This is a genomic window from Kribbella sp. NPDC051620 (assembly GCF_044453825.1).
GTDB lineage: Bacteria > Actinomycetota > Actinomycetes > Propionibacteriales > Kribbellaceae > Kribbella.
Window position 1 is genome coordinate 25,430 of record NZ_JBITDB010000001.1, and the last position, 26,591, is coordinate 52,020.

Consider the following 26,591-nt stretch of genomic DNA (forward strand, 5'->3'; position numbering starts at 1 on the left):
CAGGCTCAGAGGCGACAGCAAGGCAGGAGACAGCGACGGGATGGAGTCGGGGAGATGCGGGCAGCGGTTGTGACGGAGTTCGGTGGGGCGGACGTCATCGAAGTACGGGATTGGCCGGAGCCGGTTGCCGGTGCTGGGCAGGTGCTGGTCGAGATCGAGCTGACTGATCTGATCTTCGTCGAGACCGCGATCCGGAAGGGGGAGCACGGTGGGTTCTTCGATGTGAAGCCGCCGTATGTTCCTGGGAACTCGTTCGGTGGCACGGTCCGCGAGGTCGGGCCGGACGTCGACGAGCAGTGGGTCGGACGCCGGGTGATCGGCCGCACCGTCGACTTCGGCGCCCACGCCGAGTTCGGCGTCGCCGCGGTCGCGGAGCTCGTCGAAGTACCGGCCGACCTCAGCCTCGAGACGGCCGTGGCAGCGGCAGGCGACGGCTTCACCACATTGCTCCTCGAACAGCTTTCCCCTGACCTGCAAGGGAAAGAGGTCCTGATCACCGCAGCAGCCGGCGGCATGGGTGTGCTGCTCGTGCAGCTCGCGCACAAAGCCGGCGCGCACGTCGTCGGAGCAGCACGAGGCCGGGCCAAGCTAGACCTCGTCAAGGCTCAGGGCGCCGACGTGGTGGTCGACTACAGCGTCGACGGCTGGCAGAAGTTGGTGCTGGAGGCAACGAACAACGAAGGTGTCGACGTCGCCTTCGAGGGTGCCGGGGGAGAGCTCGGCGCGGCCGCGTTCAGCACCGTGAAGGACGGTGACTGGTTCTCCGCGCACGGTGCCCCAAGCGGCGGCTTCGCACGGTACGACCCGGCCGAAGCCGAGCGCCGGGGCATCACCGTCAAGGGCATCCAGGATCTCCGGATCGACAACCTGGAGACCACCATCACCGGCGCCGACGTCCTGCACCGGGTCAGCCAGGGCGACCTGATCCCCGTCATCGACCGGACCTTCGCCCTCGACCAGCTCGGCGAGGCGCATACGGCGATCGAGACGCGGTCACTGCTCGGTAAGGCTTTGATCAGGATCCGATGACGCCCGGTTAGACCCATCCCTCCTCGGGGCATTGGTAGGAGCACCAGCGCCTTGAGGAGGGCGGACCCATGTCGCTGCGTGAGGCGGTACGACGTTCAGTCGCCGACCGGCTGGTCGGAGCGCTCGCCGACGGCAGGCGGGAGTGGTCGCGCGGTGACGATCGTGTTGCGGCCGGCCCGCTTCGCGGTGAGCAGCGCATTGTCGGCGGCCAGGATCAACTGGTCCATCGTCAACGCCACCTCCGGGTAGACCGCGGCACCGAACGATGCCGGTACGCCGGTGATCACCGTCTTCTGGGTGCCGGTCGTGCTGACCGACACGGTCAGGCTGGCCAGCCGGTCCCTGATCCGCTCCGCGACCTCCAGCACCTCGGTCTCGGACGCACCGGGCAGCAGTACGGCCAGCTCGTCGCCACCGACGCGCGCCACCAGGTCACCCTGGCGCACCTCCGCCCGGACGCACTCACCGACCGCCTTGAGCGCCTGGTCGCCTGCCGGGTGCCCGTAGGTGTCGTTGATCTCCTTGAACTTGTCCAGGTCGAGCATGAGCAGCCCGACCGTGCTGCGCAGGGTCTCGGCCCGGGCGAGCTCCACCGGCACCGCACTCGCCCAGTACGACGGGTTGGCGAGGCCGGTCTTGACGTCCGTACCGGCCGCGCGCTGGTACTGCGGGAGCAGCAGGTCGCGGTGCAAGGCGAGCACTGTCACCATCAGCACGGGGACGACCCATGGGTATGACGACTGCATCGCGGCGATCGCCACACCGAGGCCGAGCCCGGCACAGACGACCAGCTGGTCGGACAGCTCGCCCAGCGCTTCGCGGGCGGTCGCCTCCGGGGAGGCGAGCAGGATCGCGCCGATCACCAGCGCGTAGTTGACCAGCCACCAGGTCGCCGCGGCGGCGATCACGACTAGCAGGGTCCAGAAACTGGTCGGGACACGAGGCTCGGCGATCAGCCCACCTGCCCGTAGTACGGCAGCAGCGGCGGCGCTGGCCAGGACGTAGGTGGACGTGGAGAAGATCTTGCGGTGGGCCACGGTGCGGCCATACACCCGGAACCACGAGTACAGGTACGACAAGACGATCAGCGGGACGACCAGTGACAGCGGCAGCAACAGCAGGCTGGCGAACACCCACAGGCACTTCAGGTTCGTGTGCGGGGACGTGTTGGCGGCCATCTCCCGGCGCCGCTCGATCCCGCGGGCGGACTCCAGGTGCAGCGTCGAGGCGGCCGCGAGGACGGCGAAGGCGGCCCATTCTGACGAAGTAACGCCGGCCTGAGGTCCGGTCAGTGTCGCGCGCACGGCCAGTGTGGTAATCGTGACCGCGATCAGATCAATCGCCAGCACATATCCCAGCGCGGCGGGCGGCAACGACCAGAGCTTCCATTGCCGGGGTGGCACCCAGCTGCTCCGACCGATCAGAATCATCATGAGCCTCACAGTTCGACCTGAACGGTTATGCGTTCATCGTAACGGCCTGTTCACGGCAGGTCACCCCTGAATCCGGATTCATTCTACGGAACCACCTCTTCGAAGGGTCGAGAAATCATGAGCAAGGCAGCGCGTACGACCGGTACCGGCAACGACTGGTTCACCGGCGGCAACGACTGGTTCCACGGGGGAAACGACTGGTTCACGGGCGGTAACGACTGGTTCGCCGGTGGCGGTAACGACTGGTTCGACGGCGGCAACGACTGGTTCGTTCCGGCCACCTGTGGCGGTAACGACTGGTGACCAAAAGTAAACTTTACCGACCCTTTACGGTTGGCCGGGCTGATTTCCCGGCCGGGGTTTCAGGATTCGATTTACCGCGATTTTACGGAGTCGGCCGGAATAGGGCGGGCACGCCGCCACGCGGTGCCCGCCGCGACCGCCGCCAATGCCCCGGCAGAGCCCATCAGAGCCAATGCGAGTGACGGGCTGAACTGCTCCGCCAATACGCCGGCGAGCAGAATGCCGAGGCCCTGACTGCTCTTCAGGGCGGTGCTCGCCACCCCGAACGCCTGGCCCCGCTGGTGGTCCGGCACGGCCTGTACGAAGCTCGCGCTGGCCGGCAGGTGGTAGGCCGAGGCGGCGCCGGAGAGTCCCCAGAGCAGCATGGTGACGAGCAAACCTGGCTGTAGCGCGCAGAACACCAACGGAACGCAGGCGGCGATCGCCAGCGGCCCCAGGAATCGCATCCGGCGTTCAGGGGTCCAGAGGGTGATCAGCCACATCCCGACGACGGCGCCGGCGGGCTGGGCGGCCAGCAGCAGCCCAGCGGACTTTGCTCCGCCACCGATCTCAGCGGCGTACGGGACGGCTAGGCCCTCCACGGTGACGTAGAACCCGGCAACAGTGGCCAACGCGACCAGGGACCGCAGACTCGGCGTACGGGCGACCAGTGACGCTCCGGCGGCCAGGTCCTTCAGATAGCTGCGCCGCGGGCCGTCCTCGGAGGTCTGCGTGGGTGCTGGTCGTGCGCGTACGCCGAAAGCGATGAACGCGGCGGAGAGCAGGAAGGTCGCCGAGTCCAGCAGCAGACCTCCGGAGGTCCCTACCGCGACCACTGCGAGACCGCCTGTTCCGAAGCCGAGCACCTGGCTGAACTGGACGACCATGTCGTTGGCGGCCTTGCCCAGGACGTAGTGGTCGTCTGGCAGTACCACCGGGAGGGTTGCGGCCCGTGCCGCGTTGAACGGCGAGCCGAACGCCTGCAACGCGACCAGCAGGAGGATGACTACCAGTAGCGGCAGGGCGTTGATCGCCATCAGGGCGACGAGTACTGCCCGTGCAAGGTCCGTGATGATCATCACGCGGCGCCGAGGATAGCGGTCGGCGAACCCGGCCAGCAGCGGACCGAAGAGCAGATCCGGTACGTACGTGAGGGCGTAGGTGAGAGCTGTCAGTCCGGCCGACGCGGTCCGGTCGAAGACGAGGACGGACAGCGCGACGCGGGCGAGCTGGTCGCCGATGACCGACAGCACGCCGGCCAGGAACAGCGCCCGGAACTCGGCATGGCCGAACACGTCCCGCCATCGAGCCCTCGCCACCGCCGGATCCGCCACACCATCGAACATAACCACTATCCGTAGCCCGACACCTTCATCCCGTGAGGCCTAGGGTTTTCCCGCGCGGTGGCGGATGGCTGCTGTGAGCGAGCACGCGGTCACTGGTCAGTACCAGCGGTGGCACTGGTGTGCAGAATTCAAGGGTTTGAAGGGGCAGATCAGTGTCAAAAGTGGCAGCCGGTGCAGCACTCCTTGTCCGGGCGTTCTATCCTGGTGGTGTCTGGTACCGGGGTCTGGGCGGGGCGGCCCCGACCCTGGTGCCGGACCTCTTTTCTGTCCGGTGACCTTTTCCCGGACGGAGCCGCGGAACCGGCCGAGGCGGCGGGCAAGAACTGTCGGTGGGGCCCGGTAGCGTTCTGATTGCCAGGGGCGGCTCTTGGACGTGCTTCCTTCTCCTTCACCAGGCCTGTAGCGCGTTCGCTCTCCGCCCCTGGCGCTCATGTCCGTGACGCTTTCGCCCGCCGTTCGGGCGCCTCGGGGAGGCTCGCCGTGCCTGATCCTTTGGCGGCAGTGTTGCTGCGCCGGCAACGGCTGGTCGACGCCACCCGCCTCACCCCGCCGGTACGCCGATCCGCCTGGCAGTGGCTCCGCCACCCGCTGAGCACCCAGGCCGGGCTGACCGCGTTGCAGGCCGACCTCATCCAGCGTGGGCTGCTGCTGTCCGCCGACCTCTATCGCTACTGCGCCGGCTTGAGTCCGCTGGCGCTGGCCGGCCTGGGCAAGGCAGTGCTCGAGCTGCTCGACGAGGAGTCGGGCGCGAATGCCTCCCAGGTGCCGCTCTTCCGCGGCTTCCCCGAGAGCGTGCCGGGCAACACCGAGACCTTCTACATCGATCGCGTCTTCGCCCGGCTGCTGCAGGAGCCGGAGCAACCGTGCGTGTTGTGCGGTGAGGCGAGGACGGTCCACCCGGTGTCGCCGTGCGCGCATCTGGTCTGCCGGTCCTGCTGGGACGGCGCCGACTTCAGCGCCTGCCCCCTCTGCCTGCGACGCATCAACCTCGACGACCCATTCCTGGAGCCTGCGTCCGAAGCACCTCCGGCCTCCAGTTCGGGGTCGGGCTCCGGGTCCGGGTCGACGTCCGGGCGTGGGGCGGCCTCCGGGTCCGCGTCGGTGCCCGGGTCCCGGTCTGCGGCGGCCTCCGGGGCCGGGTCGGTGTCCGGGGCTGCGAGTCGGCTGCGGTTGTTGTCGCTTGCGCCGGCGGATGCCGGCCGGAGTACGGCGGCTGAATTGCTTGCTCGACGCGCGCCGTTGTCCGCCGGCGACCGGGCGGATCTTGCCGTGTTGCTGGCCGAGGCGGATCCGGGGTGGTTGCCCGACGTGATCCCGGTGCGCGAGACCCGGGCGGTCGTGCTGGCGGAGTTGATGCCGCGGTTTCCTTCGCTGGTCGACGAGTTGGTGCAGACGGCGACGGATGCCCTGCGGTTGCTGTACGTGTTGATGGGTGCCGACCCAGGGTTGCGGACGCCGCCCGTGCGACGGCAATCGTTGCCGCGGGCAATTCGGCGTACGGTGCTGGCGCGGCTCGATCGGTTGCCGGTCGAGTTGCTCGTCGAAGACCTGCTGCGGCACGAGCGCGCCTGGAAGCGGATCGCGGAAAACCTGCACCCGTTCGAGTTCGCCACCCGCTACCCGGTCGCAGCGATGGCATTCGCAGTACTACGCAAGACGAAGCTCGACGCGAAGAGCCCCGCCGGGCGGGCGGTACTGGGCGAGGCGGCTCGCCATCCCCTGGTACGGGTGGAGAGCGACCGGAGCCAAACGTCGCGCCCCTCCGCCGAGACCCGGGAGGGGGTGGCTTCCGGGTCGTCCGGGGAGGTGCGGGAGGCCGTGCCCTCGGGGGCTGTGGCGTCGCTCACGATGAGTACGTTTGCTAGTCGGGTTGAGGGGGCGTTTGCGGGCGGGCGAGTTGAGGTGGCGTTGGAGTTGTTGCGGGGGCGGCCGGGGGAGTTGTTGCGGCGGTTGGTTCAGTTGGCTCGGGCGGTGCCGGTGGATTCGCAGGCGACGTTGGTGGAGGCGGTCGCGACCGCGGTGTCGGATGTGTCGCCTGTCGTGCTGACGGCCGCGCTCGGGCAGGTTCGTACGCCGCCGGGTGATCTGCGGCTGTTCTTTCCGCGGGGCGGGACGACGCGGATCTGGACCGCCGTCGACGAGCGGGAGCCGTTGCCGGCCGAGCTGGCGGCGGCGCTGAGCGCAGTACTGGTGGGGGAGTTGTTGCGTCGGGCAACGGCTTTGCCTCGGGTGCGACGGGCGTTCCTCGACGAGGAGTTGTCCCGGCTCGCGGCGCCGGGGTCGGAGCGGAGTACGTCCTCGTCGTTGCTGCGGATGACCCGGGGGAGTTCGCAGCCGATCCCGGAGGACGACCTGCTGCGGCTCTTCCTGCACTGGGTCGAGCCCGAGGGGCGGCGAGTCGATCTGGATCTTTCGGTGGCGGTGTTCGACGAGGACTGGGGGTTCGTCGGGCTGTGTGACTACACGCGGTACCGGTTCGATCAGGACGCGTTGGTGCACTCCGGTGATCTCACGTCGGCGCCGCTGCCGCTGGGGGCGACCGAGTTCGTCGACCTGGATCTGGTCGCGGTGCAGCGGGTCGGCGGTCGGTACGTGTTGCCGGTGGTGTTCAGCTACAACGATGTCGCCTTCGAGCATCTGGAGCGCGGTTTCGTCGGGGTGATGCGGCAGCCGTCGGGGTTGTTCGATCCGGCGGCGGTGGAGGAACGGTTCGACCTGGCCGGGCCGGCGAAGATCCTGCTGCCGTTCGGCATCGACCTGCGCACGAAGGAGCTCCGCTGGTACGACGTCAACCTCAGCGCGGCCGGGTACGGGCACAACATCGCGCGGTACGGCGGTCACATCGCGTTGATGGCCGCGGCGATGGAGGAGGTCCACGGCGCCGGTGACCGGGTCAGCCTGTGGGAGCTGTCCTGCTGGCATGCCGCCGCCCGTACCAACGAGGTGGTCGTCCGCTGCGCCGACAACTCGATCGTCGGCTACCTTCGCGGCGAGACCGAGGACGTCGCCGGCTTCGCCCGCCGGCTGACCGCGCGCCTGGAGCCCGACCGCCACTGGGACCTCGACGCCGCCAACCGCGCCGACTTCGCCGCGGTCGTCAACGGCGACATCGACCCCAAATCAGGCGCTGAGGTCTACGCCCTGCACCCCCACCTGCTAGACCCCTCCAACCTCAACCTCATCGACGCACCCCACCTCCTCGCCACCCTCGCCCCGGACAGCAGGGCCGCCCTCCACACCCACTAGCCCGTCGATCGGGGCCGCCGTCCGCACCCAGTAGTCCGCGAATCCGGCCGCCTCCGCACCCACCTCACGGGCGCGAGGGCGGTCCGGCTCGCCCATTCGGGAGGGTTAACACGGTTGCGACATCGGTGAAATGTGGCGACTCACATGTCGTGACATAACGAGTTTGCAGGTTTCCGCCGCAGACTTGAGGAGTACTCCGGTGACGTTGAGCCAACCCACCGATGCGGAGCTGGACGTGATGATCCGCGCGCGTCTTGCCTCCCTCGGTATCGATCTCGATCAGCTCCCACCCGGCACTCAGCCGGATCCCGAGACGGGCAGTCCCGGCCGCGACACGGCGCTGGCCGGCCTCCGCAGCTTCGTCCGGACGACTGTCGTCCCGCTCGCCGCGTACCAATTCGCCGTACCGGGCCTGGATGGTGACGAGGACCGGGCCGCACTGGCCCAGCAACTCTCACCGCCCTCGCTCTACCCGTCCATCGACATCAAGCGGCAGTCGTGATGGAAGACGCCCCGCAGGACACCCGCGTCGACCGCCGGTCCTTCCTCCACCGAGCCAGCGCACTGGCCGCCGTCGCGACCGTCGGCACCGTCGCGCTCCCAGAGATCGCGTACGCCGGTCCGACCACCACGCCACCACCGGCCGACACCACCGACAACGTCCGCCCCGAGGCACAGCTGGACGTCACCGAGCTGACGATCGCCGAGGCCGCCACCCTCATCCGCACCGGCCGGCTCAAGCCCGAGAAGCTGCTCGAGGCCTACCTCGCCCGGATCGGCTCGTACGACGGGATCTACCAAGCGTTCAACCTCGTTCTCGCCGACGAAGCGCTCGCCCGCGCCAAGAAGCTTGGTCGCGGCAAAGGCGCACTCCACGGCATCCCACTAGCGATCAAGGACAACTACTACACCCGCGGCATCCCGACCACGGCCAATTCGTACCTCTTCGAGAAGTTCGTCCCGCCCTTCGACGCCACCGCCGTCCGCAAGCTCCAAGCAGCCGGTGGCATCGTCATCGGCAAGACCCAGATGGGCCCGCTCGCCACCACCCGCGCGACCACACCAGACGGCAGGATCACCACGGTCAACGCGTGGACGCCGCAGAATCCCAGTACCGACCCTGGCGGATCGTCCTCCGGATCAGCCACCGCCGTCGCCTCGCGGATGGCGACCTCGAGCGTCGGCACGCAGACCGGCGGTTCGATCATCGCGCCGTCGAACGCGCAGAACCTGACCGGCCTCAAACCCACGATGGGCCGCGTCTCCCTGCACGGCATCGTCCCGCTCAGCTACACCCGCGACCACCCCGGCCCGCTCGCCCGCGACGCCAAGGACGCCGCGATCATGCTGACCGCGATGGCCGGCGAGGACCCGAACGACCCCCGCACCCAAGGCCTTCCGCCGGTCCCCGACCTGATCACCGCGGCCACCCCCGTACTCCGAAACCGCAAAGTCCGCGTCCGTTGGAAGACCAGAGTCGGCGTCATCCCCGGCTTCAGCACCGGCACCACCGAGGTGGCAGCAGCCCGTCGAGCCGCCCTCGACACCTTGGCCGACGTCCAGGACCTCCAAGTCGTCGATGTCACCCTGCCCGACGAGTGGGACGTCCTCACCAACGCGGCCTTCAACAACGTCCGGCTCCCCGAACGCAGCGAGCCGTTCCTCCCCATGCTGCGGGCCGATTTGCGTGGCTTCGGCGTCTCCGTGACGGGCTGGCTGCAGGGCGCGTTGCTCGGCGCCGACGAGTACCTGGTCGGCCAGCGCGCGAAGGTGCTTCTGCTGCGGCGGGTGCTCGACGATCTGTTCGAGCAGTGCGATGTCGTGGTGCAGACCAGTCCCAACCCGTTCGACTCGATCGGCCTCCCGGAGCTGGCGCTGCCGATCGGGTTCAGCACGGCCGGCGTCCCGATCGGCACGATTCTGGGTGGCAAGCCGTTCGGCGAGGAGCGGTTGCTGGCCGTCGCGGCCGCGTACCAGGCGCTGACCGACTGGCATCACCGGCGGCCGGCGGACCCGCAGGGCGGCGTACGGGCGAGAACGGCGATGACGGTCGGCCAGGACCGCGGCCGGATCCGGGCCGAGGAGGTGCCCGACCTGATGCAATGACGTCGGGCGGAGGACCCGACTTGATGCGATGAGGTCTTGGATATCGATTGCCAACGGTCCCCCTTTCAGCGTCGGTCGAATGTGATGCGCCGCGGTGATTGCCCATCTAACGTCCTCTCCGGCGATGGCTGTCGGGGTGACAGCCCGCCGTGACTGGAGGGGTGGGCCGTGGGTCCGTTGCAGGGATATCTGGGCAAGCGCGTCGCCGGAGCGATCACCGTGGCGATGCTGGCAGCGCTGTTGCCGATGGCACCAACCGTCCAGGCCGCCGACGCCGCCACGGCGCCGCGGCCAAAGACGGTCGCCGGCGGACCCGGCGGACAGCATGCGAAGGCGGTCGCCGGTGCACCCGACGTGCAGGGTGCCCGGTCGGCCGCTCGCAGGCAGGGGTCCAAGGTCGAGGTCACCAACCTCCGGACCGAGAAGCAGACCGTCTTCGCGGACCCGACCGGCGCGATGAACCTCGAGCTCTCCCCAGTCCCCGTGCGGGTCAAGCGCGGCGACTCCTGGGTCGGCGTCGAGACCGACCTGGTACGCCGTACCGACGGCTCGGTCGGTCCCAAGGCCGCGACCGTGGACGTCAGCTTCTCCGGTGGCGGCAAGACGGCCCCGCTGGTGGAGTTCGGCAAGGACGGCAAGCGACTCGCCCTGACCTGGCCGACCACCCTGCCGACGCCAGACCTCGCGGGCGCGACCGCGACGTACAAGGAGGTCCTCCCGGGCGTCGACCTGGTGATGACCGCGGAAGCCTCCGGCTACACCCAGCACCTCGTCGTCAAGAACGCGACAGCCGCCAAGAAGCTGACCCGCGTCGAGCTCGGCCTGAAAACGACCGGTCTGACCGTGCGGACCACCAAGACCGGTGGGTTGGAGGCCAAGGACACCAAAGGCCAGATCGCGTTCACCGCACCGCCGTCGGCGATGTGGGACGCGGGCACGAAACGGTCGCTGGCCACCGTCGAGGTCACGACCAAGAAGCTCACCCTCACCCCCGACCAGTTGCTGATGAGCGACCCGACGGCGAAGTTCCCGATCACGGTCGACCCCAACTGGGCCACCTACGACAAGAACTTCTGGACCTCGGTGGTCTCCGGCAAGGCGGGCAGCGCGTTCCCGAACACCAGCCCGGGCGGCAACACGGTGGCCCAGGTCGGCCTGTGCAACTTCACCGGCTGCAACGGCATCGGCACGGCCCGCTCGTACTTCCAGTTCGACACCGGTGCGGGCGGAATCCTGCAGGGCAAGGCGATCATGGGCGTCTGGCTCGACACGGCCGTGGTGCACAGCGGCAACTGCACCGACAGTTGGCACACGCTGCACGTCAGCGGCGCGGTCGGCGGCGGTACGACCTGGAACAACATGCCGCAGGGTCCCGAGATCGCAGGGGCGAGCGCGCCGCGGGCGAACGACAACGGCGGCTGTGGTGGCTGGAAGCCGTTCTCCTTCGGGGTGCCGACGAACCAGATCAACCCCGGTGGTCTGTCGACGTACTACATCCAGGCCGGCAACGAGGGCGACGCGTCGTTCTGGCGCAAGTACGACCCGGCCTCCACGAAGCTGCGGATCCGGTTCAACGCGTCCCCGAACACGCCCGGTTCGGTCCGTACCGACCCCGCGCTGCCGAGCCCCTGCAAGTGGTGCGCGGGCAAGCAGTACTTCGCCGGCAACACGATCCGGCTGATCGCCGGACTGTCCGACCCGGACGGCAACAGCGTGCTGCCGCAGTGGGACATCTACACGAACGGCGCGCTCGAGACGCGGTACGGGAGCCTGCAGGCCAACGGTGCGACGCATGACACCACGGTCAACCTGACCGACGGCAAGACGATGGAGTGGTACGTCCGCGGCTGGGACACCAACGAGGACAACGGGCAGCGCCTGGCATCCAGCGCTTTCGTGCACGGTCCGGGCCCGTTCATCGTCGACAAGACAGCACCGACCTCGGGTCCGAAGGTGAGCGCCGGACTCTATCGCCAGGACAACCGCTGGCACGGCGGCGTCGGCGTACCGGACACGCTGACCTTCGAGCGCACGTCGCAGCCGCTGCCCGACGCGGGCACGGCAGACGTCGACCACTACATGTGGGGCACGGTCAACCCGCCGAACAACCCGGTCGATGCGACCGGCGCCCTCGGTGGACCGGCGACCGCGACGTTCACCCCGGACGTCGATGGCCCGCAGGACATCTTCGTGCAGAGCGTCGACCGGGCCGGCAACAAGAGCCCGGTCACGACCCACCACATCTACGTCCGGGCGGGCAACGGCGCGTACTCGCAGTACCCGTTCGACGGCAACGCGGACGACACGGCATTCCTCGGGGACCACGACGGGACGCTGTCCGGCGGACCGACGTACGGTACCGGCGCGCTCGGCAACGCGATCCGGCTGGACGGGCTCGACGACTCGGTCTCCGCGCCGAGCGCGATCCGGACCGACCAGGGCTTCTCGGTGTCCGCCTGGGTCAAGCCGGAGTCGCTGCCGGTCACCGACGGGGTGGCGGCGATCGCCACCCAGGAAGGCGATCGGGTCAGCTCGTTCTACCTGAACTACCGCGCGGAGGGTGAGAAGACGACCTTCCAGCTGACCAGCGAGGACAAGGACAACCCGAACGCGGTGTGGACCCAGGGACCGCCGCTCCAGCTCGGCGTCTGGACCCAGGTCACCGGTGTGTACGACAAGCCGAACAACAAGGTGAAGCTGTACCTGAACGGCGCCAAGGTCAGTGAGGCGCCGGTGCCGGCCAACTACGCCTGGCACGCGAGCGGTCCGCTGACGATCGGCCGGGACAAGTGGAACGGCAACTTCGGCGACTGGTTCAAGGGCTCGATCGACGAGGTGCAGGTCTTCGACCGCGCGCTGACCGACGCCGACGTCCGCGCCTCGGTCGGCCGGGACAACGTCCGTACCGGCCAGTGGAAGTTCGACGACGTGCCCGGTACCACCGCCCGCAACGATGTGGACGGCGGCTCCGACCTGGTGCTCAACGGTCACGCGACGCTGACCGGCCCGACGAGTGGCGGTGCCGTGGGCGGCGCGGTACAGCTGGACGGCGATATCAACAGCTTCGCCGCGACCAACGGACCGGTCATGCGGACCGATCAGAGCTACACGGTCGGTACCTGGGTGAGGGCGACCCAGGCGCCGCCGGAGGGCCAGGCGCTGTCGGTCGTATCGGCCGAGGGCAGCGTGAACAGCGCGTTCTTCCTCAGCTATCGCACCGTGAACGGCGTCGGGAAGTGGGAGTTCCTCGTCCCCTCGGCCGACACCGGTACTCCGCGCGCAGCCGATGCCCAGGTCCTGTCCAACGTGCCGGCGAAGCTGAACGCCTGGACCCACGTGGCCGGTGTCTACGACGCGCAGGCCCATCAGATCAAGCTGTACGTCGACGGCAAGCTGGCCGGTTCCGTCGCCCAGAACGCCGGCTTCAACGCGACCGGACCACTCGTCGTCGGCCGCGGTAAATGGGGTGGCGTGCAGGCCGGTCCCTGGGTGGGTTCGATCGACGACCTGCGCGCCTACAACCGCGAGCTGTCCGAGTCCGAGCTCCAGGGCATCGTTGCCCGGAGCAACGTCACGGCCGGCAGCTGGAAGCTGGACGGCAACGCGAACGACACCTCCGGCCGGACCCCGGCGCTGAACGGCACCCTCGGCGACGGCGTCGCCTGGACGGGTGGCCAGACGGCCAACCCCGCGCCGAGCGATCTGTCGCTGAAGCTGAACGGCACCACCGCGCACGTCTCCGCGCCGGCGGCTCTCGACCTGAAGCAGAGCTTCTCGGCCACCGCCTGGGTGCGGCTCGACTCCGACGCCCACGGTGCCGCGGTGGTCTCGCAGGACGCAGGCCGGATCAGCGCCTTCAACCTGCACCTGGCCTGGGACAAGAAGTGGGTGGTCGCGATGCGCAGTTGCGACGCCAGCTGGAACTGCACCGAGACCAGAGCTACCGGACCCGCCCCGCAGTTGGGGGCGTGGACCCATCTGGCCGGCGTCTACGACGCGTCGGCCGGGCTGATCTCGATCTACGTCAACGGCGTGCTCACCGGCACGCAGGCCTACAAGCACACCTGGGACTACGCGGCCGGACCGATCCAGATCGGCCGCGCCACCTGGGGCAACGGGGACAAGGTCGACTTCTTCCCGGGTGCCATCGACGACGTCAACGTCTACAGCCGGGTGCTGTTCGCCGACGAGATCCGCGCGATGGCCGGTCGCGACCTGACCTTGGCGCACAACTGGCGTCTGGACGAGCCGAGCGGCACTGCGGCGGCCGACTCGGTCGGCGCCCGCGGCGGAACACTGGCCGGAGCGACCCACGTCGTCGGGCACCTGGGCAACGCGCTCGACTTCGACGGAGTGGACGACACGGCCACCACGACCGGTGTGGACGTCGACACCTCCAAGAGCTTCACCGTCTCGGCGTTCGTCAAGCTGCGCAAGATCTGCGATCCCGGCGCCGAGTTCCAGTGCCGGCTCACCGCGGTCAGTCTCGACGGTGGCGCGACCAACAAGTTCCGGCTCGGCCATGTCACGGACGTCGACAACAACCTGTTCGGCGCCTGGACGTTCGAGATGCCGGAGGCCGACGGTACGGTGACGAAGGCGGCCGTCTCGGCGGTGCAGTCCGATCTCAACAGCTGGGTGCATCTGGTCGGCGTCTACGACGCGAAGGCTCAGCAGATCTGGCTGTACGTCAACGCGACCCGGCAGGGCGACGGCACCATCAACACGGCATGGAAGGCGACCGGGGGACTGCAACTCGGTCGCGGCCGGGTGGACGGCGCAGCCGCGGAGTACTGGCCGGGGCAGATCGACGACGTCCGGGTCTACACCGGTGGGCTGGACAAGTCGCGGATCGAGACGTTGTACGCGTCGTACCCGCTGGTCGGCGGCGGTACGCCGGCCATGCCGAAGGACCCGGCGGCGTACTGGAAGTTCGACGAAGGCACTGGTACGAGCATCGCTGATGCCTCGGGCAACGGAAAGACGGCGACCATGAAGGGCGGCACCGGCTGGACCGGCGGTCGTACCGGCGCGAGCGGCTGGCTCGACGGGACCAGCGGGTACGCCGAGACCGCGGCGCCGGTGCTCAACACCGCGCAGAGCTTCTCCGTCTCCGCCTGGGTCTACCTGACCCTGCCTGGACAGGGCAATCGGACGATCGTCGCCCAGGACGGGAACCGGGTCAGCAGCTTCCTGCTGCAGTACAACAGCCAGTTCAACCGGTGGGCGGTGATCGTCCCGTCGGCAGACCAGGACAACCCCGCCAACCTGCTGCTGACGTCGGCACAGGAAACCTCGAACGGGCTGTGGACCCAGGTGGGGCTCGTCTACGACGCGGGGCTCAAGCAGCTCAAGCTGTACGTCAACGGAGTGCTGTCCGCGGCTCAGGTCGGGGTCACGCCGCTTGCTTCGACGGGGGCGACGACCATCGGGCGCGGCAAGTGGAACGGCGGACCGGTCGACTACTTCCCGCGTGGCATCGACGAGGTCCAGCTGTACAACCGGGCCTTGTCGGACGGGGAGATGCGCAAGGTGCACGATGCGCCGGAGGCCGCGATGATGGGCTTCTGGCGGTTCGACGACGGCACCGCCCGGGACTGGTCGTTCCGTGCCAACCCCACGACGGTCAGCGGTATAGCTACCTACCCGGTCGGCCAGGTCGGTGGGCAGGCGCTGCAACTCGACGGCGCGAGCGCTGCGACCGCGCAGTACTGGAACGCTCCGCCTCGGGAGAGCTACACCGTCTCCGCCTGGGCCAAGCTGACGCGGGCCGACAAGGTCGCCACGGTCGTGGCTCAGGACGGCGACCGGATGAGTGGGTTCGTCCTGCAGTACCGGCCGGGGCAGGCGCGCTGGGTCTTCGGTACGCCGGATCAGGATGCGGACGGGGCGGCATCGAAGTACGCGGTGGCTGCGAAGCCGGCGGTGCTGAACCAATGGACCCACCTCGTCGCCGTGCATGACTTCGCGGCACACCAGCTGAGGCTGTACGTCAACGGGGAGCTGGCCGGTACGAAGAACGATGTCACCGTGCAGAACGCCTGGGGTGGTCTGACGATCGGACGGGCCAAGGTCAACGGAGCGCCGGGCGACTACTTCACCGGCCTGATCGACGAAGTACGGACCGAGCAGGGAATCGTCGCCGATGACGAGATCGCCTTGCGGGCGGTGTATCCGCAGCCGCCGGGCGGTCAGATCGCCCGGTTCCTGAACGCGGCCGGGGATCGCTACACCGGCAGCACGGATGCTCCCGTCCGGGCCGGCTACCACTTCGAGCGGTCGCTCGGAGCGCCGGTGGCGGCGGGGGAGAACACCAAGGTGCTGGACTTCGGCCGGGTGTACACGGTCAAGCCGACCAACCTGTCCACGCTGCCTCTGTACCACTGCAGCTCGGGCATCGACTCGCTCCAGTCGGATTGCGAGGGGCTCGGGACGCAGACCGAGGTACTTGGCTACACGCTCGCCTACGGACGGCTGGCCAGGTACAACAGCCCGACGTCCTCCGACCACTTGAGCACCACGTTCGACGCCAACCCGGGCTATCGCAACGAGGGTCCACAGGGTTGGTTGGCCAAGGCAACCACTGCCGGAACGCAACCGCTGATGGCCTGCCGCGACGGGGTCGACAACTTCCTGTCCGACCAGGCCGACTGCGAGGGCAAGACCGTGTTGGGTGCCACCGGCAACATCTGGCCGGCCGCACCGGCCGGGCTGACCAGCCAGCCGATCTACCGGTGCGCGATCAACGGCGAGAAGTTCGTCTCGCTGCAGCAGAACTGTGAGGGCTTCACCCTCGAACGCCCACTCGGTTTCGTCCTCAGCACGCTGCCCGCCACCGCCCCGATCTTCGCCTGACCAGCGTCCCGCCGGAAGGAAAAAACATGCGCCGTATCAGACTGTCGCGCGCCCAGAAATCGGTCGCGCTGACGATGGCCTCGATCCTGGTGGCGGTCGGGGTGACCCAGGCAGCCGGTCCGTCGATCGCCGCGGCAGCCACCGGCCCGACCGTGCCGCTGACCAATGTCCCGTCCGTACCGGCCGGCAAGCAGTCGATGGCGCCGCGGCCGGTGGACGAAGCGACCAGCCGTCAGTTGCACGGCGATCAGCCCGCGGCGGGGAGCGCCAAGGAGGGTGGCAGCACGTCGGGCGCGACGCCGCTGGCTCCGTCGGCAACCTGGGACGTCGCTGCGCAGACCGGTGACTTCAGCTGGAACTACCCGTTGCGGGTACCGCCCGCGCCGGGCGGCCTGGAGCCGAACCTCGCGCTGAGCTACGCCTCGTCGGCGGTCGACGGACGGACGAGCGCGACCAACAACCAGGCCTCCTGGGTCGGCGACGGCTGGTCGCTCGACCCCGGCTTCGTCGAGCGTTCGTACGGTGGTTGCGCCGACGACAAGGAAGGCAGTACCAAGGGGCAGAACACCCCCGACCTGTGCTGGCGCTCGGACAACGCGACCGCGTCGTACGGCGGCGGTGGCGGCACCCTGATCCTGGGCAAGGACGGCTGGCGCAACAAGCGCGACGACGGCGCCCGGATCGAGCGGCTGAACGGCGCTTCGAACAACGATGCCGACGGCGAGTACTGGCGGATCACCGGAACCGACGGGACGCAGTACTACTTCGGCTCCCGGTCCGACTCCAAGGCGACCTGGACGGTCCCCGTCTACGGCGACGACACCGACGAGCCCTGCCACCAGGCGACCTTCGACACATCGTCCTGCAAGCAGGCCTGGCGCTGGAACCTCGACAAGGTCGTCGACCCGCACGGCAACGTGCTGCTCTACAACTACGAGACTGAGACCAACAAGTACGGCCAGAACCTCAAGGACCCGGGCGTCGAGTACATCCGTGGCGGCTGGCTGAAGAACATCGAGTACGGCCTGCACGCCACCGCCTCGTCGCAGCCGACCGGGCGGGTCGACTTCGCAACGGCGTACCGGTGTGTTCCGGGGAGTACCTGCACGCTGGACAAGCCGGAGAACTTCCCGGACGTCGCGCTCGAGGACCGTTGCGACACTGCCACCTGCAAGGACCACTACTGGCCGACCTTCTGGACCACCCAGCGGCTGTCGACGATCACCACGTCTGTCTGGCGTGGATCGTCGTGGGGTGAGGTGGATCGCTGGACCCTCGACCAACAGTTCCCCGACCCCGGTGACGGCGGCAAGGCGGCGCTCTGGCTGAAGTCCATCAAGCACACCGGACTCGCCGGCGCGACCCCGGTCGAGCTGCCGCCCGTCACCTTCGAGGGCGCGAAGCTGGCCAACCGCGTCTACCAGGCCGACGACCTCGCTCCGATCATCCGCTACCGGATCACCGGCATCGTCTCCGAGACCGGCGGCGTCACCTCGATCAACTACGCGGCACCGGACTGCCTGGCGCCGCCCACCAACGCGGAGACGAACACCCTGCGGTGCTTCCCGGTCCGGTGGACGAAGAAGAACCACGCCGAGCGGACCGACTACTTCAACAAGTACGTCGTGGCGTCGGTGACCGAGTCGGACCGGATCAGCTCCAACCCGATGCAGATCACCAGCTACGAGTACCTCGACGGCGCTGCCTGGCATTACGACGACTCGGAGTTCGTACCGGCCGACAAGAAGACCTGGAACGAGTTCCGCGGCTTCGGTCGGGTCAAGATCCGCAAGGGCACGGCCGACGACCCGTCCGGACCGCAGGTCGTCACCGAGCAGCGGTTCTACCGCGGCATGAACGGCGACCACCTTGCCGGCGGCACTCGCGCTGTGGACGTCAAGGACTCCGAGAACGGCGCGCACCACGACGAGGACTGGCTGCAGGGCTTCCTGCTCGAGACGATCAGCTACCTCGGCGACACCGGCCAAGTGGTCAGCAAGACGATCAACGAGCCGGCCTGGCAGGGTCCGACGGCCATCCGGGGCGACTTCAAGGCGTACATCGTCGACTCGGCGTCGTCCCGCACGATGACGGCGCTCGACCACGACCGCGGCTGGCTGACGACCAGGACGGAGACGAAGTACGACGAGCTCGGGGTCCCGATCGAGGTCAACGACCTGGGCGACGTCACCAAGGCCGACGACGACAAGTGCGTCCGTACGACGTACGTCCGCAACCGCGACCTCTGGCTGATGGACCTGCCGTCGCGGGCCGAGACGGTCTCGGTCGCCTGCGACAAGACGCCGGTGTTCCCGGACAACGCCGTCTCCGACGTCTACACCAGCTATGACGACCACGCGCGTGGCGCAGTACCGACGGTTGGAAATGCGACCAAGGTCGAGCGGCTCGTGGACCGGCCGGCCACCGGACCGGCGTCGTACACGACTACGACAACCAAGTACGACGTGTACGGCCGGCAGACGGCGAAGTCCGACGCCCTCGATCGGGTGACCACGACCGTCTACACCCCGGCGACCGGCGGCCCGACGACCAAGACGGTGACCACCGACCCGGCCGGATTCGCGACGACGACCACGCTGGACCCCGCCTGGGGCCTGGGCGTGGCCACGGTGAACGCGAACCAGCGCAAGACGGAGACGAGTGTGGACGCGCTCGGCCGGGTGACCGCGATTTGGCCGGCGAACCGGCCGCGCTCGAACCTCCCGGCCAGCCAGACCTACAGCTACCAGTACCGCAACGACGCGCCCACCGTCGTCACCGAGACGACGCTCGGCCCGAACGGCCGCTTCGTCAGCACCAACCAGCTCTACGACGGGCTGCTGCGCCTGCGGCAGACCCAGGCTCCGGCGGTGGGTGGTGGTCGCCTGATCACGGACACCCGGTACGACTCGCAGGGGCGGATCTGGAAGCAGACCCAGCCTTACTACAACGACGGTGCGGTCGACGCGGACCTGTGGACGTCGAGTGACGCGGATGTGCCCGGGCTCTCGGTCACGGAGTACGACGGAGCCGGTCGCACGGTGGCCCGGATCTACCAGGCTGGTGTGCAGGAGAAGTGGCGGACCACGACGAAGTACGAGGGCGATGGCGTCAGCGTGACGCCGCCGCAGGGGGACACCCCGACCACCTCGATCTTCGACGCCCGTGGGCAGACGGTCGAGTTCCGGCAGCACAAGACGGCCGACACCTACGACACGACGAAGTACGGCTACACGCGGACGGGCAAGCTCAGCACGGTCCAGGACTCGGCCGGCAACACGTGGCGGTACAAGTACGACCTGCAGGGCAACCAGGTCTGGACGGACGACCCGGACAAGGGCGCGTCGACGATGGTCTACGACGCGGCCGGTCAGCTCACCCAGCTGACTGATGCCAAGGGCAACAAGTTGTTCACCAGCTACGACCTGCTCGGTCGCCGGCTGGCGGTCCGGTCGGGGAGCGCGGACGGCACGGTGCTGTCTCGGTGGACCTATGACACGGCGCTGTATGGCAAGGGGCAGCTCGCGACGGCGACGCGGTACGACAACGGGCAGGCGTACTCCGTCTCCGTCGATGCCTACACCGCGCTGGATCAGCCCTCGACGACCACGATAACGATCCCGGAGGCCGAGGGGTTGCTGGCCGGGTCCTATGCCAGTACGAGCAAGTACAACGCTGATGGGTCGCTGGCGAGTTCGACGTACCCGGCTGCTGGTGATCTGCCCGCGGAGACGCTGAACCACACGTACGACGACCTCGGTCATCCGCTGCGCACGTACGGCGGGATGGGCGGCTCGACGGTCGAGTACGCGCAGAACACCGAGTACACCCGGTACGGCGAACTGCAGCGGATGCAGCTGGGAGAAGGGACCAAGCGGGCCTGGCTGTCGAACTACTACGACGACAGCAGCCGCCGGCTCAACCGCACCATCGTCGACGCCGAGGTCACTCAGCCGATGCAGGCCGATGTGAACTACGAGCGTGACCCGGCGGGCAACATCACCTCCATCTCGGACACCGCGATGGACAAGCCGGCCGACGTGCAGTGCTTCCGGTACGACTACCTCCGGCGACTCACTGAGGCTTGGACCCCTGGAAGTGGCTGCAGCAGCGACCCTGGGACGGCTGCGCTCGCCGGGCCGGCGCCGTACTGGCAGTCGTTCAGCTACGACGCGATCGGCAACCGCAAGACCAAGACCTCCCACGCTGCAACGGGTGACACCACCCAGACGTACGCCTACCCGGCCGCCGGTGGTGATCGGCCGCATGGACTGGACGCCGTCACCACCACTGGCCCGGGCGTCAATCGGGTTGATGACTACGGGTACGACGTCGCCGGCAACACTGTCGCGCGGAAGGTCGCTGGTAGCAGCCAGACGCTCGAGTGGGACGTCGAGGGCCACCTGGCCAAGGCAACCCAGGCAGGCAAGAGCAGCACCTTCCTGTACGACCCGGACGGCAACCGGCTGATCCGCCGCGACCCCGGAGCACGCACGCTCTACCTGAACGGCGAGGAGTTGCGGCTCGACGAGTCGACCGGACAACTGCGCGCAACCAGGTACTACGGCCACGCCGGCGAATCGATCGCCGTCCGCACGGGGACCGGCCTGACCTGGACGGCTTCCGACCACCAGGGCACCGGGACGATCGCGATCGGCGCCGACTCGCAGGCAGTCGTCCGGCGCTGGCAGACGCCGTTCGGTGAGACGCGGGGGAGCGAGGTCGACTTCCCGGGGAGCAAGGGTTTCGTCGGTGGTACGGAAGATGCCGACCTGACCCATCTGGGCGCTCGGGAGTACGAGGCGTCGACCGGGCGGTTCATCACGGTCGACCCGGTGATGGATCTGGCCGATCCCCAGCAGATGCAGGGGTACGCGTACGCCAACAACAACCCGGTCACCTACTCGGATCCGAGTGGTCGCAGCTTCTGCATCTGCGGTCACGCGGGACCGCCGCCGCCTCCGCCGACGCCGGCCACTGTCATCCAGGTCCCCGACATCCAGCAGAAGCCGAAGGCGCAGAAGCCCAGTGTCACCAACCAGAAGCTGCAGAACCACCTCAACCACATCTACGCCGAGGTGACCGACAAGAACTGGATCGGCAGCGGCAAGAGCGCGGACGCGTTGCGCAACGAGCTGCTCACCGGCCGGGCGACGCACGGCATCTACCACGACGTGTCGGTCGCGCAGGACTTCGCCGGCCTGGTCGACCTGATCGACGAGGACGACATCGCCCGTGGCAAGGGCGGCTCGGTGCTGAGCGGGGAAGAACGCAAGATCGCGATCGACGAGGCCAAGGAGCTGTGGGGCGCGCTGAACCAGCCCGACAGCCGCGGCGTCGTGACCAGGACGACGAACTCGCAGCCGGGGCGCAAGGACCAGTTCGAGCAGCCGTTGAAGAAGGCCTCCGAGAAGATGGCCTACACCAAGGTCACCGACGCTCAGTACTACAAGCCGGAGAATCCGGTCGGCCGGAATCCGGTCTACAAGAACAAGGGCGCGACGACCAGAGGGTTCCTGCGGGGAATGGGCTTCCTGTCCGTGGTACCGATAGCCATCGACATCTTCAGGGGCCCGACGCCCGGGGCGAGCCCGAAGCAGCAGATGATGGAAGGGTTCTGTGTGTTCGACATGGCCGGTATCTGCGACCAGTACCTGAATCCGCAGGTCGGAGGGGTGGCTTGACCGACGCCCGGATGCCACTGAGCCTCGGCCCCTTGGCCGACCCGCTCTGGCTGGCTGTACCGGAGGCGCGTCCGCTCCTCGCCGGCTTGCTGGCGAAGGAAGTGGAGGACGCCATCCGGTACGGCCGGGAGCTGACGCCGCCCGGGTACGCCGAGGTCGCCGATGCGCTCTACCTGGAGCTGCTGCGGCCGTCGATGTCTGGGGCTTCCGGGTCGTCGGAGGTCGTCCGGCGCTGTCTGGGAGTGCTGGCGCGACTGGTGCGTGAGGCGGACGGGGACTGGCGCTGGGAGACGATCGACCGCAACATCGTCCGGATGCTGGAGCTGGACGGTTTCGGGCCGGCACTGACCGCGCTCGATCCGGACTTCATGAGGCTCGTCCAGGACACCCGTCGGCGGCTCGGCCAGGACTGGTCCGTATGAGAGTTGTGTGACTTTTCTGTCGCCAATCCGGCGATCGTGCCTGCGGATCCTGGCGTACGGGGTTACAAAGGAAGTGGCGAAGGGAGCCACGAATGACGTACGACGTGGTGGTGCTCATCGAACGTGAGATGAGCGAGGGCGACGCACGAAGGGTCGCCGCCCTGCATGCAAGGCTCGAGGAGACGGTGGACTATCACGTCCTCGTCTCCAGTCACCCCACTGAGGGCCTCGGCGGTCCGATGGCGTTGCTGGGCTCCAGCTTCGCGGACGTCGCTGGCCTGTCCGCTGGTACCAGTCCAGGCCGCACCACGACCGCAACCGCCCTGGCCGATCCCCAGTTCGACCTGGCCTCGGTGATCGAACACAGCTCTCGAAGACTCCGGGCTCACAACAACTGCCGGGTCAACGTCTCCATCACCCACGGCGAGATCCTGCTGGCCCTGAAAACCCTCGTCAAGTCCACCAACAGCCAAGAGGTGGTAGTAGTCGCCTGGCCCGAAACAGTCGCCCGCTTCCTCTGCTCCGACTGGCCCACCAACGCCCGCAAAGAACTGAAAGTCCCCCGAATCCGCGTCCTGGAACACGCCGACTGAAGCCGCTGACGGGTTCTTCGGCGGCTGACGTTCTACAGGCCGCCAGCCACCGAAGAAACAGCGTTCGCCCAGCGTGGGGTGGGCGTCAGCAGGCCAGGTTGTCCACAGGGGTGGAGGTTTGGGGGTGGCGGCGCGGGGTTTGGGTGCATGTTTTGGGGCATGAACTTGAAACTTGCGACGGTTGCGGCGAGGCGTGGTGGCTGGTTCGATCGCGCGGATGTGCTGGCGGCCGGGTACTCGGACGACGACATCCACCTGCGGATCAAGGACGGCCGCTGGGTCAGGCTGTTCCGCGGGGTGTACGCGGAGGCCGGTGGTGACTACGACTTGCTGGCGCCCTGGGATCAAAGGATCTGGCGGCATGTTCGTACTGCGAAAGCTGCTTACCATCAGGCTGACGGCAGGGCAGTTCTGAGTCATCAGTCAGCTCTCTTGGTGCATGGTGTCCAGATCGGGGATCTCGACCTGAGCCGCGTACACCTCACCAATCTCGCGAGGCTCGGCCGCTCGACCAAATGGATGGGCCAGCACGCGCCGCGGCCGCCGGTCCTGGATCCGGTCGAGGTCGAGGGGGTCTGGCTGACACCGGCTCCGCGGTCGGTCGTCGAGGCGATCCGCGGTACGTCGTACCCGGTGGCTGTCTCGGTCGTCGACGAAGCTCTGCGACGAAAACTCGCGACCTCTGCTCAATTGTCGGAGGCGCTCCGCCTCTTCGGCGGTCGGACGGGCATCGGCACCGCGACCCGAGCGGTGCCGTTCGGTGACGGACGCTCCGAATCCGCGGGTGAGTCTCGCCTTCGGGTGTTGATGGCAGACCTGGGACTGCCGAAGCCCCGCCTGCAGGCCGAAATCCGAGACCTGTCAGGTCGCCTGGTGGGACGAGTCGACTTTCTGTTCGAGGAGTGGGCAGTGATCGTGGAGTTCGACGGTGCGCTGAAGTACGCCGGCAAGGGTTCGGCGCCGTTGGTACTGGAGAAGGCTCGCGAAGATGCCCTCCGCGATCTCGGCTACGAGGTCGTCCGAGCCACCTGGTCGGACCTCTCCGCCCCCGCCGCCTTCACGGTCCGCGTGGCGCAGGCGCGCGACCGGTCCCGAAGGCGGTCGAACAGTGTTTCTTCGGCCGCTGGCAACCTGCAGGGCGTCAGCCGCCGAACAAGGCGCTAGTCAGTCGTCGATCAGAGCTCGGAGGGGGTCTCGGTCGGGGACTGGGACGTAGGTGGCGTAGTAGGCGTAGAGGTTTTGGCGGGTCAGGCGGGCGGCGGCATGGCCGTTGCCGTGGCGGATGGCTTCGACTACCTCGGTGTGGTGGCGGAGGGATTCGAGCATCAGGGCGCGGCTGTTGGTGGCATGGGCGATCTTGTCCGAGATCAGGCTCAGTACTACGCCGCGTACGACCTCGTTGCAGGTCTGGAGCAGGGAGTTGCGGCTGACCCGCGCGACTGCCTCGTGGAAGGCGACGTCGGCCTCGCTGAACGCGGCGAAGTCGACGTCGATCGCTGCCCGCATCGCGACCAGGGTCTGCTCCATCTCGACGAGTTGCTCGTCGGTGCGCAGCCGGGAGGCGAGCTGGATCGCCGCGCCGTCCATGATCATCCGGAAGGCGATCAGCTCGCTCAGCGTCAACTCGTCGACCCGGGCCAGCCGGGTCATCTGCTTGCGCAGCGGGCCCTGCGAGAACGGCAGGATCTCCGGGCCGTTCGGGTCGCCCGGCCGGGAGCGGACGACGCCGTTGCTCTCCAGCACCCGGAGCGCCTCGCGCACGGTCGACCGGCTGACGGCGAACTGGCTGACGAGCTCGCGCTCGCTGGGCAGCCGCTGACCGGGCGCGAGTGAGCCGTCGGCCAGCGCGTCCTCGATCTGCTCGACGATGCGCTGGTACGCGCGGACCGTCTGCACCGGCTGGAAATTCGGCATCGGTCACCTCGATCGCTTGACAGTCGGTTCGGTAGCGACAAACCTAGTGGCCTATTCATACCTAGTCCACTGGTCTGACCAGTTACGGGTCCGCTGCTCACCGGCGATCCGCCGACGCCCGTCACCCCGTGGCCAGGCAAAATGCGCGCATGACGGTCAGAGGAGTTCGCGTGAAGTCGTATTCCACCCGGGCGATCGCGCTGCTCGGCGCCGCCCTGCTGGCCGCCTCAGCCGCGGCCTGCTCCGCGGGCTCCGGTACTTCCGCAGGCTCGTCGCCTGGCGGGGACCAGTCGCTCACGGTCGGCCTGGTCGCCGAGCCGGCCAGCCTCGACTTCACCACCACGGACGGCGCGGCGATTCCGCAGGCGCTGCTCGGCAACGTCTACAACGGACTCGTCAAGCAGGACGAAGCCGGCAAGATCGTGCCGGACCTGGCCAAGTCGTGGACCGTCTCACCGGACCGCAAGACCTACACCTTCGAGCTCGTCGACAACGCCAAGTTCACCAACGGCGCTGCCTTCACCGCGGCCGACGCGGTGTTCAGCATCAACCGGGTGAAGACGGCGTGGACCACGTCGCTGAAGTCGGTGATGGATGTTGTGTCCTCGGTCAAGGCGGTGTCGCCGACGCAGTTGCAGGTGACGCTGTCCGCCCCGAGCAACGGCTGGCTGTTCCGGATGACGACCAGGGTCGGCGCGATGTTCTCCCAGACCGGCGTCGCGAAGCTGGCCAGCGAACCGATCGGCACCGGACCGTACAAGTTCGGCAGCTGGAAGCGCGGCGACTCGATCGTGCTGCAGCGCAACGACGCGTACTGGGGTGCCAAGCCGTTCTTCAACCAGGTCACGCTGAAGTACTTCAAGGACCCGACGGCGCTCAACAACGCGCTGCTCACCGGGACGATCAACCTGATCAGCACGGTGCAGGCGCCCGAGGCCCTCACCCAGTTCACCAGCAACAGCAAGTACCAGGTGATCGAGGGGACGACCAACGGCGAGGTCGTGTTGTCGTTCAACAACTCGCGGCCGGTCTTCAAGGACGTCCGGGTCCGGCAGGCGATCCGGCAGGCGATCGACCACAAGGCCTTGCTGGACACGTGTTTCGCGGGTCGCGGCAAGCTGATCGGCAGCATGGTCCCGCCGACCGACCCGTGGTACGAGGACCTGACCGGCGTCGCGCCGTACGACAAGGCGAAGGCGACCGCCGCTCTGAAGCCAGTCGCAGGCACCACGCTTCGCCTCCGGCTGCCCACGTTGCCTTATGCAACGTCTTGCGGCCAGGTGGTGAAGAGTCAGCTGGAGCAGGTCGGGCTGAAGGTGACGATCGACCAGCTCGAGTTCCCGGCGGCCTGGCTGACCACGGTGTTCAAGAACGCCGACTACGACATGTCGATCATCGCGCACGTCGAGCCGCGCGACCTGGGTGCCGTCTTCAACGCGAAGTACTACACCCGGTACGACGACCCGACGCTGGTCTCGCTGCTGGCCGCGGCGGACTCCGGCGACGACGCCGCGCAGGTCGACAACATGAAGAAGGCAGCGCGACGGATCTCCGAGCAGGCGGCGGCCGACTGGCTGTTCCTGCTGCCGAACCTGATGGTCGCCGACAAGAACCTGATTGGCCTGCCCACCAACGCGATCACCGAGTCCTTCGACCTGACCCGGCTCGCCCGATCCTGATG

General features: G+C 68.1%; 14 protein-coding genes. 11 read left to right on the top strand and 3 right to left on the bottom strand.

From position 1 onward, the window contains the following. The first annotated feature begins 54 nt into the window (after positions 1-54). A complete protein-coding gene (locus ACIA12_RS00105) occupies positions 55-1,029 on the top strand; it encodes a zinc-binding dehydrogenase (protein ID WP_396364535.1) in 975 nt (324 codons plus the stop codon). 95 nt (positions 1,030-1,124) lie between these two features. Here ACIA12_RS00105 and ACIA12_RS00110 read toward each other — a convergent pair whose 3' ends face one another. Further along, positions 1,125-2,462 carry a diguanylate cyclase gene (locus tag ACIA12_RS00110; RefSeq protein WP_396364536.1) on the bottom strand — a complete coding sequence of 446 codons (1,338 nt, stop codon included), beginning with the start codon at positions 2,460-2,462 and terminating at the stop codon, positions 1,125-1,127. 117 nt (positions 2,463-2,579) lie between these two features. On the opposite strand from ACIA12_RS00110, the gene ACIA12_RS00115 reads away from it, so the two are divergent. Further along, complete coding sequence (locus ACIA12_RS00115; RefSeq protein WP_396364537.1) at positions 2,580-2,765, top strand: DEAD/DEAH box helicase; 186 nt, start codon at positions 2,580-2,582, stop codon at positions 2,763-2,765. A gap of 71 nt (positions 2,766-2,836) precedes the next feature. Here the strand turns inward: ACIA12_RS00115 and ACIA12_RS00120 are convergent, their stop codons facing one another. Then, positions 2,837-4,090: an MFS transporter gene (locus ACIA12_RS00120; RefSeq protein WP_396364538.1), complete on the bottom strand. Its 1,254-nt coding sequence runs from the start codon at positions 4,088-4,090 to the stop codon at positions 2,837-2,839. A 480-nt stretch (positions 4,091-4,570) separates the two neighbouring features. Between ACIA12_RS00120 and ACIA12_RS00125 the strand changes: the two genes are divergently transcribed. The 8 genes from ACIA12_RS00125 to ACIA12_RS00160 all read left to right on the top strand — a co-directional run bounded on the left by ACIA12_RS00125 (position 4,571) and on the right by ACIA12_RS00160 (position 24,160). Further along, positions 4,571-7,336 (top strand): MXAN_6230/SCO0854 family RING domain-containing protein, encoded by a 2,766-nt coding sequence (locus ACIA12_RS00125; RefSeq protein ID WP_396364539.1) that lies wholly within the window; start codon positions 4,571-4,573, stop codon positions 7,334-7,336. A 199-nt stretch (positions 7,337-7,535) separates the two neighbouring features. Next, positions 7,536-7,838, top strand: coding sequence for a hypothetical protein (locus ACIA12_RS00130; protein ID WP_396364540.1), 303 nt, complete (start codon positions 7,536-7,538; stop codon positions 7,836-7,838). Next, entirely contained in the window at positions 7,838-9,442 is a 1,605-nt protein-coding gene (locus ACIA12_RS00135; RefSeq protein WP_396364541.1) for an amidase, read from the top strand. Before ACIA12_RS00130 ends, ACIA12_RS00135 begins: the two co-directional genes overlap by 1 nt. Before the next feature lie 168 nt (positions 9,443-9,610). Beyond that, the gene (locus ACIA12_RS00140; RefSeq protein ID WP_396364542.1) at positions 9,611-16,297 is read left to right on the top strand and encodes a LamG domain-containing protein; all 6,687 of its coding nucleotides are present in this window, start codon (positions 9,611-9,613) and stop codon (positions 16,295-16,297) included. Between the two features lie 26 nt (positions 16,298-16,323). Further along, positions 16,324-21,981: an RHS repeat-associated core domain-containing protein gene (locus ACIA12_RS00145; RefSeq protein ID WP_396364543.1), complete on the top strand. Its 5,658-nt coding sequence runs from the start codon at positions 16,324-16,326 to the stop codon at positions 21,979-21,981. After that, positions 21,978-22,403, top strand: coding sequence for a hypothetical protein (locus tag ACIA12_RS00150; protein WP_396364544.1), 426 nt, complete (start codon positions 21,978-21,980; stop codon positions 22,401-22,403). The genes ACIA12_RS00145 and ACIA12_RS00150 overlap by 4 nt, the downstream gene beginning before the upstream one ends. Positions 22,404-22,495: 92 nt before the next feature. Then, positions 22,496-22,996 (top strand): hypothetical protein, encoded by a 501-nt coding sequence (locus ACIA12_RS00155; RefSeq protein ID WP_396364545.1) that lies wholly within the window; start codon positions 22,496-22,498, stop codon positions 22,994-22,996. A gap of 159 nt (positions 22,997-23,155) precedes the next feature. After that, entirely contained in the window at positions 23,156-24,160 is a 1,005-nt protein-coding gene (locus ACIA12_RS00160; RefSeq protein WP_396364546.1) for a type IV toxin-antitoxin system AbiEi family antitoxin domain-containing protein, read from the top strand. On the opposite strand, the gene ACIA12_RS00165 is transcribed toward ACIA12_RS00160, so the two are convergent. Continuing rightward, a complete protein-coding gene (locus ACIA12_RS00165; RefSeq protein WP_396364547.1) occupies positions 24,161-24,910 on the bottom strand; it encodes a FadR/GntR family transcriptional regulator in 750 nt (249 codons plus the stop codon). A gap of 170 nt (positions 24,911-25,080) precedes the next feature. On the opposite strand from ACIA12_RS00165, the gene ACIA12_RS00170 reads away from it, so the two are divergent. Continuing rightward, entirely contained in the window at positions 25,081-26,589 is a 1,509-nt protein-coding gene (locus tag ACIA12_RS00170) for an ABC transporter substrate-binding protein (RefSeq protein WP_396364548.1), read from the top strand. The last annotated feature ends 2 nt before the right edge of the window (positions 26,590-26,591 follow it).